The organism is Agriterribacter sp. (assembly GCF_035445465.1).
GTDB lineage: Bacteria > Bacteroidota > Bacteroidia > Chitinophagales > Chitinophagaceae > Agriterribacter.
In genome coordinates this window covers 1-10,612 of sequence record NZ_DAOMQT010000024.1, presented here as the reverse complement: position 1 = coordinate 10,612, position 10,612 = coordinate 1, and the positions used below count along the sequence as shown (strand labels likewise).

Below are 10,612 nucleotides of genomic sequence, written 5' to 3'. Positions count from 1 at the left end.
GATGAAAAAGTATTTAATTATAGTTATAACAGCTTTTGTGATTGCTCCGAGCTTTATTTCTTGCAGTGGCAAAGGCAATGCAGAAGCTGCAAGCGCCGAAGAACTCAAAAAAACAGGGGAAGGAGAGCATGAAGATGAACACGAAAATACCAACACCACCTCACTTAGCGATGCACAGTTAAAAAGCATTGGTATTGAATTGGGTGGTATTGAAGAAAAACAACTAACCGCTTCGCTAAAAGCAAACGGGGTGCTCAAAGTGCCCAATCAAAACAAAGCAAGTGTAAACTCTGTTTATAATGGTGTCATAAAATCATTGCTGGTGCAGCCCGGCAGCAGGGTCTCCAAAGGCCAGGTGATTGCCACCGTTACCAACCCGGAATTTGTACAAGTACAGAGCGATTACCTGAATGTAAGTGCAAAGATTGGTTTGGCAGAACTGGAAGTAAAGCGGCAGAAAGAATTGAATGCGGGCAATGCCGGAGCGTTAAAAAACCTGCAGGCTGCTGAAACGGAACTAAGCACATTGCGGACGGCCAAATCAACTTATGAACAGCAAATCCTGCTAATGGGTATCAATCCTGCTAATCTTTCAAATGGTAAATTGATTTCCGTGCTGTCCATCAAAAGTCCCATAAGCGGTGAGGTAAGCGATGTAAAAGTGGAAATGGGCAGTTACGTAGATTTTAGTACAGCCGTTGCCAGAATAGTGGACAACAGCCAGTTGCATTTGGATTTATTTGTGTACGAAAAAGATATACCAAAGCTAAAAAATAATCAACTTATCCATTTTACGCTCACCAATAATCCGGGCAAAGAATACGATGCACAAATATATTCGCTGGGCTCCTCTTTTGAAGGAGAAAGCAAAGCCGTAACCGTACATGCAAAAGTGCAGGGCGATAAAACAGGACTCATTGACGGTATGACTATTACCGCTGCCATAAGTTTGAACAGGAAAAGCAAACCGGCCGTCCCAACAGATGCCATTGTAACCGTTGCGGGACAGGATTATATTTTTATGGTAACGGATGAACATGCCGAACCTGCCTTGCCGGCAGGCGGGGAAGAACATCATGAAGAAGGAAATCATAAAGAAGAAAAAGGGCTGACCTTTGAAAAAATACCCGTAGTTAAAGGCACAACAGATGTGGGCTATACGGAAATCACTTTGCTGAAAGCAATTCCGAAAGACGCTAAGATTGTAGTGAAAGGGGCGTTTTTTGTATTAGCCAAGATGACCAATGCAGGCGAAGGAGAACATGGTCATTAAAACATTGTACTATGGATAGTTTTTTAAAAATATATCTGCCCCTTTATTTAGTTGTCTATATAACAGCTATTTTCATCTGGCCAAGCTACAGAACCTTTAAACAAACGGGCATTAACCCTATCACTTTTGGCAAGAGTGACAATGCGCATGATTATATAGGATTTATCATGAAAATTCTCATTGCCCTGTTATTCATTACGGTTATATGTTTTTCTGTTTTGGGTGAACATTACAAATACCTGTTGCCAATTTGGTATCTTGAAAAATATGGAAACCAATTATCAGGTTTGATTTTAATTCATATTGCATTAGTTTGGATTTTTCTTGCTCAAAGGAAAATGAATAATAGCTGGCGAATTGGTATTGATAAAAAAAACAAAACGGATTTAGTCACGGATGGTGTTTTTAGAATCAGTCGCAACCCAATCTTCTTTGGCATGATGATCAGCGTGATGGGCCTGTTTCTTATTTTACCAAATATGATGACATTCTTTTTGTTTTTTACTACCTGCATAATTATTCAGATTCAGATAAGGCTTGAAGAAGAATTTTTAGAAAAGCAGCATGGCCAAACTTATTTAGAGTATAAAAGAACAGTAAGACGGCTTATATGACATCCATTATAATTGGAAGCTTTTTAATCAGCCTGCTTCATGCAGTAATTCCCAGTCACTGGCTTCCTGTGCTTACAATTGGAAAGAAAGAACAATGGAGTTTGAAGGAAACTGAGCGGGTAACTTTTATCGCTGGTCTTGCCCATGTTCTCAGCACCATTATAATTGGCGTATTGCTTGGTGTGATCGGAATTGGGTTGAATGAACAAATTGATCACTTTACTCACCTTATTGCACCTTCCATTTTAATATTGATCGGGCTATATTTTGTAAGACAGCATTATGTCCACCACCATTTTCATCTGCAAAAACAGAAACTATCCGGTAAACCCAAAAGCAAGATCATTGGTGCCTTGATCATTGCCATGTTTCTTTCGCCCTGCCTTGAGATTGAGGCGTACTTTTTATTGGCCGGGGCAAAAGGATGGTGGTTATTAGTATCTATTGCCTTAATGTATGCTGTTGTCTCCATTTCGGGAATGCTTTTATGGATACGATTTGCCTATAAAGGCCTGCTGAAAATTAACTGGCATAAATGGGAGCATAATGCAGGTTTAATATCGGGGGGTGTTTTAATAGTAACAGGTATCTTGTCATTTTTTATCTATTAGTATAACATGGAAAAAATACAAATTAACTTGAATCTCTTATTGCCGGAAATCCCGGATGAACGGGATGCATGTGTGCAACGGATTATTTCTTTATTAAGAGGAAAAGAAGGCGTTGAGAAGGTACATCTGATTAATGAAGAAAAGAAAGATGAAGCCCAACTTTGTTTTCACTATGATCCGGCTATTATTTCGCTTGACAGGGTGCAACAGTTGGCGAAAAGTGCCGGTGCAAAAATGACAGAACGTTACGGTCATCTTTTGATCCAGGCAAGTGGCGTAAGACAACCACGTCATGCACGAATTTTAGAGGCGAAACTAAAAGGCATTAAAGGTGTACTAATGGCTGCTGTTGCAGGAACAGGTGCAATACAAATAGAGTTTGACCAAAAAGAAATAAAACAAGAAACAGTATTAAAAGAAATTACTAATTCCGGGCTGACTATTCAAAACCTTGAAGATTTTCATGTTCATGAAAAGGAGCATGATCATGAAAGGCATGAACATGAACAACGTCATGGAGGTATATTCGGTGAGAAAACAGAATTGATCTCCAGTATAATTTGCGGCACTTTATTAGGCATTGGTTTTGGACTTTCGTTTATGGATTCAATTCCGGCAGCCGTTCCTCTATCTTTTTATATTGGAGCTTATTTTTTTGGTGGATTTTTTACAGCAAAGGAAGCAATACAAACTATTGTAAAGGGTGGATTTGAAATAGATTTTTTAATGCTGGTTGCGGCCATAGGCGCAGCTATTCTGGGCGAATGGGCAGAAGGTGCATTGTTGCTTTTTTTGTTTAGCCTGGGACATGCATTGGAACATTTCGCTATGGAAAAAGCCCGAAAATCCATTGCTGCACTTGCAGGATTAGCTCCCAAAACAGCTTTGCTAAAAACAGATAATGAATTAAAAGAAGTGACAATAACGGACCTGAAGGAAGCTGATGTGATTGTTGTAAAACCAAATACCAAAATTGGAGCGGATGGTATTGTGATAAATGGAAATGGAAGTGTTAACCAGGCTCCTATTACTGGTGAAAGCATTCCTGTTGATAAGGTTCCTGTTGAAGATGCCGGAATCTCTATTGCCGAAGCAAATAAATTAGATGCTAAATACAGGGTGTTTGCAGGAACAATAAACGGTAATGAATCCCTGGAAATAAAAGTAACCCGGCTGGCGGCAGATTCAACAATATCCCGGATCGTAAAAATGGTAAATGAAGCGCAAACACAAAAATCCCCTACACAACGTTTTACCGACAAATTTGAAAAGTATTTTGTTCCTGCTATACTTGTACTGGTAGCCTTACTATGTTTTTCATTTGTAATTATAGATGAGCCTTTCAGCAAAAGCTTCTATCGTGCAATGAGCGTATTGGTAGCAGCAAGCCCTTGTGCATTGGCTATTTCAACGCCCAGTGCCGTATTAAGTGGCGTAGCAAGGGCTGCAAGAGGAGGCGTATTAATTAAGGGCGGTAAACCTTTAGAAGACCTAGGAAGCTTAACAGCAATAGCATTTGATAAGACAGGGACTTTAACAGAAGGAAAGCCAAAACTGACACAAGTAATACCCTGTGCAGGGATGGACGAGGATGATCTGCTAAAAATTGCAGTAGCCGTTGAAGCGCTGAGCGATCACCCCATTGCAAAAGCCATAGTAAAAAATGGTAAAGACAAATTAAAGGACCGGGATATTCCGCAGGCAAAAGACCTGGAAGCAGTGCTGGGTAAAGGTATTAAAGCAAGGTTAGGAAGCGATACGATCTACATAGGCAATCTTGCTTTATTTGAAAAACTTGATGAAAATAAACCCGGCGATCAGATAATCAATGACGTTAAAAATTTAGAAGCGTCCGGCAGTACAACTATGATGGTGAGAAGAAACAATGATTATATTGGAATACTTTCCGTAATGGATACACCAAGGCAAGAGGCAAAGAATGCGCTGGATCAATTGAAGCAATTGGGTATTCGCCGTATGATCATGCTTTCCGGAGATAATCAACAGGTAGCAGAAGCTATAGCAAAGCAAACAGGTATCACCGATGCATGGGGAGGTCTTTTGCCCGAACAAAAAGTTGAGGCCATTAAAAAATTAAAACAGGAAGAAGGTAAGGTCGCTATGGTGGGCGATGGTGTGAATGATGCCCCCGCCATGGCAAACAGCACCGTAGGAATTGCGATGGGAGCGGCAGGCAGCGATGTAGCATTGGAAACTGCTGATATTGCTTTGATGGGTGATAAACTTTCACTCCTTCCATTCGCTATTGGTTTAAGCAGGAAAGCAAGTGGCATTATCAAACAGAACCTGGTCATTAGTCTGGGGATGGTAGCCTTGCTTATACCTTTAACCATTTTGGGTATCGCAACAATTGGACCTGCAGTTATTGCACACGAAGGCTCTACCCTGATTGTTGTGTTTAATGCATTGCGGTTGCTGGCATATAAAAAATAAATAGCAGAGAAGAAACGCTAACAGGTTACGAGTACATTATCGCAGAATTTTTTTGATACCGATAATTGATGATCCTTTTTTAGCATAATCTTTAAAGAGCCGTCAAAAGGAATTTTTTCGATCACTTTTATTTTTGTTCCAATACCTACGTTTATTTGTTGAAGGTATTGCAGGAAAAGAGTTGAACTATCCTTTACTCCAACAACCTGGCAGGCTTTACCTTCTTGAACTTCTGAAAGGATGGTTCTTTTTATCTCGTTTAATTCCCCGCTGGCTGAAGGGATAGGATCGCCATGCGGATCATATTGAGGAAATCCCAGGTATTTTTCCAGTCGCAGTATCAATTGTTCCGATTGAATATGCTCCAATTGCTCAGCTACCTCATGCACTTCATCCCATGCGAATTCCAGCTTATCATGGAGAAACACTTCCCAAAGACGGTGCTTTCGAATGATAAGAATAGCTACTTGCTTTCCTGCTTTGGTTAATTGAATCCTCTTATATTTTTCGTAAGAAATCAATTTTTTTTCAGTGAGCTTGCGAAGCATATCGGTAACCGTTGGTGGCTTTGTTTTGATTTTATCAGCAATCTCGCTTGTTGAAGTATCGAACGATTCATTTCTTTCAGAGAGCGAAAAAATAGCCTTAAGATAATTTTCTTCTGTAAAGCTTAACTGTACGACAGGTTTCATCTGTTAAAGGTATAGATATTGGGGAAACTTGTTATTTAGACTAATCTAACTTTATTATTCGATTAATAAAAACTTGTATTATATTTGCTGCAAAGTCCATAACATATGGGGAAGAAACAGTTGCTGGGGATACTTGTTCTTTCGGTGTTAATTACCGGCATCATTTCCTGTGGTAAATTAATGCCTGAGGCTCCGGCGGATGACGAGATACTTGATGGACCAATGGAGGGATTAACACCCGAACAGAGAAGGATTTTTTTGCGTGGAGATGTGGCTTTTAATGATGAAATATTCTCTGTAAATAATGGTCTCGGCCCCAGGTTTGTCGCTACTTCCTGCGGTTCCTGTCATGCAGGCGATGGTAAAGGACATCCTTTCACAACACTTACCCGGTTTGGGCAAAGTGATACATTAGCTAACGGGTTCCTTCATTTAGGAGGACCACAACTGCAGCAACGGGCTCTTCTGGGTTTTCAACCTGAACAAATTCCGGCAGATGCTACCTTTTCTAAATTTACTCCACCCGCCAACACCGGGTTAGGATTACTGGAAGCAATTACAGACGCCACTATACTTGCTTTGGCGGATGAAAAGGATGCAGATGCTGATGGAATATCAGGGCGGCCCAATTGGATAAATATACCTTCATATAGCCTGCTACGCCCAGGCACAGTTGAACGTAATGGAAAATACATCGGGCGCTTTGGGAAAAAAGCAGCCGTATATGACCTTCTTCAGCAAACTGCCAATGCGTATAATCAGGACATGGGAATTAATTCTACTTACGAGCCGTACAATACGTATGACGGACTGGAGGTTGATCCCGAAATTTCAAATCAAACTGTATTGGATGTAGTCTTCTATCTCCAGACACTCAAAGCCCCCATTCAAAGAAATCAAAATGACGCGGATGTTATTGCAGGAAAACAGCTTTTCATGAATATTTCATGCGGTAAATGCCATACACCTCAACTTCAAACCGGACTGTCTTCCATTGCAGCTTTATCAAATAAAACCATCTTTCCATATACCGATTTGCTATTGCATGATATGGGCCCGGATTTGAATGATGGTTATACTGAAGGAACAGCGTTACCAGCCGAATGGAGAACTCCGCCCTTGTGGGGATTGGGCTTGTCGAAGAATTCTCAGGGAGGACAACTTTTTTTAATGCATGATGGACGGGCCAAAAGTATTGAAGAAGCTATTCTGTTGCACGGCGGTGAGGCATCACAGAGTAAAATCAATTTTCAAGGGCTTTCTTCAGCAGACAAAATTAGCATTATCAGGTTTCTTGAATCCTTATAACTTTAAAATATAGCATGACCAGAAAAGATTTTATTGTAAATGCCTGCACTGCCTGTATGTCTGCAACAGCAATTTCCTCTTTACTTCCTTCCTGCACTTTCACCAGGTATACTTCCGGCAATCTGGCAAAAGATGGGTTAACAGTGAACAAAGATGAATTTATGATAAGGCAAAAAGGAAATACAGCTTACAGATCATTTATCATTGTACGAAATGATGCACTGCAATATCCTATATGCGTATACAGGTTCAACGAACAGGAGTACTCAGCTTTATGGATGAAGTGTACCCACCAGGGAACTGAACTACAGGCATCCGGGGATTTTCTGCAATGCCCGGCACATGGCAGTGAATTCAATAATAAAGGCCAGGTTACCAATGGCCCTGCCGATAATGGTCTGAGAACATTTCCTGTGATAATTACCAATAACGAATTATTCATAGACCTGAGAAAACAATTATGAAAAAGCTTTTCTTACTGCTTTCATTCGTTTTAGCATTGCGTGTTGCTTTTGGGCAGATCGATCCTGAATTATTGAGAAAGCCTTTAAAAGACACATCCGGTTTACAATTGAATATGGATGCCGTATATAACCGTCCATTTATCCAGCTTGGAAAGTTACCAGTGGCTTTGGGAGGTTATGTTGAAGCCAATTATCAATATTTAAGTGAGGATGGCGTGAGCGAAGGTCATCAGTTCCAGATGCGCAGATTAACACTATTTATTTCCTCGTCCATTGCAAAAAGAATAAAATTTTTATCTGAAATCGAATTTGAAGATGGTACAAAAGAAATAAATATAGAATTTGCTTCTGTTGATTTTGAATTCGCTCCCTTACTGAACTTTAGAGGTGGCGTTGTGATGAACCCGATCGGGGGATTCAATCAAAACCATGACGGACCCAAATGGGAATTTGTTGATCGCCCCATTTCTGCAACGCAAATGTTGCCTGCAACCTGGAGTAATGTTGGTTTTGGCATATTTGGAAAAAAATACAAAAAAAATTGGGTATACGCTTATGAAGCCTACCTGACCAATGGCTTTGATGAAAGTATCATTTCAAATTCGGAGAATAAAACATTTCTGCCTGCTGCCAAAGAAAATGGCGACCGCTTTGAAGAAAGTTTCAACGGAAGCCCTTTGCTGACAGGAAAAATTGCAGTAAAAAACAGTAAAATCGGGGAGCTCGGATTATCCTATATGGGTGGGGTGTACAATAAGTTTAAAGATGATGGACTAATCTTAGACAAGAAACGTCGGCTAAATGTGTTTGCTGTTGATTTTAATACCACCATTTCAAAAACCAACACTTTTATTAACGGTGAATGGGCATGGGTAAATGTAGATATTGCCGACACATACACAGAACAATTTGGCCGAAAACAACAAGGAGGCTTCATAGATATTGTTCAACCCATTATCAAAAAACCTATGTTTGGATTTGACAAGGCAGTTCTAAATGCAGCAGTACGATTTGAATATGTGGATTGGAATAAAGGGTCTTTTAAATCAACCGGGCATAATATAGCCGACCATATTATTTCCGTAGTGCCGGCAATAAGTTGGCGTCCGGCAGGCCAAACAGTAATACGATTCAATTACAGGTATAACTGGCAAACTGATCTGCTGGGAAACCCTCCATCAAAGCTGGCAGGCTTTCAGTTTGGATTTTCAACGTATTTCTAGATCACTCAGATTTTCTCAATCTTTTCATTATTTACTTTCATAAATGAACATAAAATTCTGAAAGATCAACTAATACCCTTTCAAGTTAAAAATAACACAGCTTTTTTAAAAACTACTCCATCTTTCAAGAACAAAAATCATACAAAGCAGGAAACCTTAACTTGCATAGTCTATAAAGTAATATAGCGATTTGAAACTTTTCAAAGTTTAAATGCTATTAAAATCAAAATCCTGTTATATGAAATTCAGTTTATTAGTCATTACAACAATTATTGGTGCATCACTTACAAGCTGTAAAGATGGAAGACCACAAGATATCACTTCCGAAGTAATAATAGGGAATGGTCAAATGCCAAACGCAACAAATGATAATACTGGTAATTTTCATATCGTTTTTGGTAGTGGTGACAGTATCATGTATGCTGCGTCAACAGATCACGGCAAATCGTTTTCTGCTCCAGCCTTAGTTTCGGTTTTACCAGGGCTTGCCGCTTCACATATGCGCGGGCCGCAAATTGCTACCACATCAAATGGATTAACTATCATCGCCTGCAATAAGGAAGGTGATATTTTTTCATATAACATGACAGATTCAGGTAACTGGATAAAATCTGCCAGGGTAAATGATACAGATACAGTAGCAAAAGAACAATTGATGGCGCTAAGTGGTAATCAGGGAAATCTTTATGCTGTATGGCTCGACCTGCGGGATAAGCATAATAAAATAGTTGGTGCAGGATCAAATGATGGCGGCAAAACCTGGTCAAAAAACGTAATGATCTATGCTTCTCCGGATACAACAGTATGTGAATGTTGCAAGCCTTCCGTGGTTATAGAAGGAAATAATGTTTATGTTATGTTTCGTAACTGGTTAAATGGAAACAGGGATTTATATTTAATTCAATCAAATAATAGAGGGCTTACTTTTAGCAATGCTCAAAAATTAGGGACGGGAAGCTGGGCTTTAAATGGTTGTCCTATGGACGGCGGCAGTCTGGTAGTACAGAATAACAAAGCACAAACGGTCTGGAACAGGAAAGGAAAAATATATGCCTGTGAGCCCGGGAAGCCTGAGCAGCAAATCGGGGAAGGAAGGAATTGCACTTTGGAAATAGCAGATGGAAAAAATGTATACGCCTGGATAGAAAAAGGAGCCGTTATATGCTTGTTACCTCAAGGGGAGAAAAAAATATTGGGCAAAGGCACTACTCCGGTTCTCAAAGCCATTGGGAATGAGCAAATTTTGTGTGTTTGGGAAAATGAAAATCAAATACATTCAAGAATATTAAGCTTGTAGGTTCAATAAAGATGTATCGCTATATTAAAAAACATGGTTTGTAAACGCTGTGTAATGGTAGTAAAACAGGAACTGGAAAATCCTCAGCTTTTTGTATGAACTTCCGGGAAAAAGGAATGGACAGTTATTATAAACAAACACTGGAAACAACACCTGGCATCGGAATATGATGAAAAGACGAAATAGTAAGGATTAAATAAAAGCCAAAGAAAAATTCACTTACAGAAAGACTGCAATATTTTATTACCGCCGGAAAAAATAATAACGGAACAATCGCCATGACTTGGGAAAAACTGAGGATTGAATTCGCCTTTAGCGTTTTATAGATCATGTTTTAATCCTAAAAAATGTAACTTTTTCCCATAATTATATAACAGCAGCAGCCTTTCAGGACAGTAGTTTTGCTATTATTAAAATTGAAAGGATATGTCAAAAGATAATAACAATTCTATTTATATGCCACTGGAAGGAGTGGACAGCGAACATTGCGCCCTGATTGTTGATAAAGGATTAAGTAAAGTAAAAGGCATCACTGCTCACAAAGTAGAACTCAATAATAACAGGGCTGTCATTGATGCGGATGACGCCGTTGATGTAGTGCCAAAAGCCGTGAAAGCAATCCGGGATTTAGGCTATGATGTAGCTACTGTAAAGAAATCTTTCCCGGTATTAAACA

At 39.6% G+C, this 10,612-nt stretch carries 10 protein-coding genes; 9 read left to right on the top strand and 1 reads right to left on the bottom strand.

The window, feature by feature from the left end; translation table 11 throughout:
- The first annotated feature begins 1 nt into the window (after window position 1).
- Genes PLE34_RS12770 through PLE34_RS12755 form a run of 4 tightly spaced genes read left to right on the top strand, consistent with a single transcriptional unit; the run spans window position 2 to window position 4,952 of the window.
- Window positions 2-1,273, top strand: a complete 1,272-nt coding sequence (locus tag PLE34_RS12770; protein WP_324557583.1) for an efflux RND transporter periplasmic adaptor subunit — start codon at window positions 2-4, stop codon at window positions 1,271-1,273.
- An 11-nt stretch (window positions 1,274-1,284) separates the two neighbouring features.
- Window positions 1,285-1,887, top strand: a complete 603-nt coding sequence (locus PLE34_RS12765) for a methyltransferase family protein (RefSeq protein ID WP_324557581.1) — start codon at window positions 1,285-1,287, stop codon at window positions 1,885-1,887.
- Entirely contained in the window at window positions 1,884-2,498 is a 615-nt protein-coding gene (locus PLE34_RS12760) for an MntP/YtaF family protein (RefSeq protein ID WP_324557579.1), read from the top strand. The genes PLE34_RS12765 and PLE34_RS12760 overlap by 4 nt, the downstream gene beginning before the upstream one ends.
- Window positions 2,499-2,504: 6 nt before the next feature.
- A complete protein-coding gene (locus PLE34_RS12755) occupies window positions 2,505-4,952 on the top strand; it encodes a heavy metal translocating P-type ATPase (RefSeq protein WP_324557577.1) in 2,448 nt (815 codons plus the stop codon).
- Between the two features lie 17 nt (window positions 4,953-4,969).
- Here the strand turns inward: PLE34_RS12755 and PLE34_RS12750 are convergent, their stop codons facing one another.
- Window positions 4,970-5,644 carry a metal-dependent transcriptional regulator gene (locus tag PLE34_RS12750; RefSeq protein WP_324557576.1) on the bottom strand — a complete coding sequence of 225 codons (675 nt, stop codon included), beginning with the start codon at window positions 5,642-5,644 and terminating at the stop codon, window positions 4,970-4,972.
- 105 nt (window positions 5,645-5,749) lie between these two features.
- On the opposite strand from PLE34_RS12750, the gene PLE34_RS12745 reads away from it, so the two are divergent.
- The 5 genes from PLE34_RS12745 to PLE34_RS12725 all read left to right on the top strand — a co-directional run.
- Complete coding sequence (locus PLE34_RS12745; protein ID WP_324557574.1) at window positions 5,750-6,952, top strand: di-heme oxidoredictase family protein; 1,203 nt, start codon at window positions 5,750-5,752, stop codon at window positions 6,950-6,952.
- Between the two features lie 14 nt (window positions 6,953-6,966).
- On the top strand, window positions 6,967-7,416 hold the full coding sequence (locus PLE34_RS12740) for a Rieske (2Fe-2S) protein (RefSeq protein WP_324557572.1): 450 nt from the start codon (window positions 6,967-6,969) through the stop codon (window positions 7,414-7,416).
- A complete protein-coding gene (locus tag PLE34_RS12735; RefSeq protein ID WP_324557571.1) occupies window positions 7,413-8,639 on the top strand; it encodes a hypothetical protein in 1,227 nt (408 codons plus the stop codon). Before PLE34_RS12740 ends, PLE34_RS12735 begins: the two co-directional genes overlap by 4 nt.
- Before the next feature lie 238 nt (window positions 8,640-8,877).
- Window positions 8,878-9,936 (top strand): hypothetical protein, encoded by a 1,059-nt coding sequence (locus PLE34_RS12730; RefSeq protein WP_324557569.1) that lies wholly within the window; start codon window positions 8,878-8,880, stop codon window positions 9,934-9,936.
- 426 nt (window positions 9,937-10,362) lie between these two features.
- A partial coding sequence (locus tag PLE34_RS12725; protein WP_324557567.1) for a heavy-metal-associated domain-containing protein occupies window positions 10,363-10,612 on the top strand: 250 nt, incomplete at its 3' end.

Bases quoted from the DNA above. Each gene is read 5' to 3' on its own strand.
- PLE34_RS12755 (WP_324557577.1), top strand. From the start codon at position 2,505: ATGGAAAAAATACAAATTAACTTGAATCTCTTATTGCCGGAAATCCCG.
- PLE34_RS12760 (WP_324557579.1), top strand. From the start codon at position 1,884: ATGACATCCATTATAATTGGAAGCTTTTTAATCAGCCTGCTTCATGCA.
- PLE34_RS12730 (WP_324557569.1), top strand. From the start codon at position 8,878: ATGAAATTCAGTTTATTAGTCATTACAACAATTATTGGTGCATCACTT.
- PLE34_RS12740 (WP_324557572.1), top strand. From the start codon at position 6,967: ATGACCAGAAAAGATTTTATTGTAAATGCCTGCACTGCCTGTATGTCT.
- PLE34_RS12735 (WP_324557571.1), top strand. From the start codon at position 7,413: ATGAAAAAGCTTTTCTTACTGCTTTCATTCGTTTTAGCATTGCGTGTT.
- PLE34_RS12770 (WP_324557583.1), top strand. From the start codon at position 2: ATGAAAAAGTATTTAATTATAGTTATAACAGCTTTTGTGATTGCTCCG.
- PLE34_RS12745 (WP_324557574.1), top strand. From the start codon at position 5,750: ATGGGGAAGAAACAGTTGCTGGGGATACTTGTTCTTTCGGTGTTAATT.
- PLE34_RS12750 (WP_324557576.1), bottom strand. From the start codon at position 5,644: ATGAAACCTGTCGTACAGTTAAGCTTTACAGAAGAAAATTATCTTAAG.
- PLE34_RS12765 (WP_324557581.1), top strand. From the start codon at position 1,285: ATGGATAGTTTTTTAAAAATATATCTGCCCCTTTATTTAGTTGTCTAT.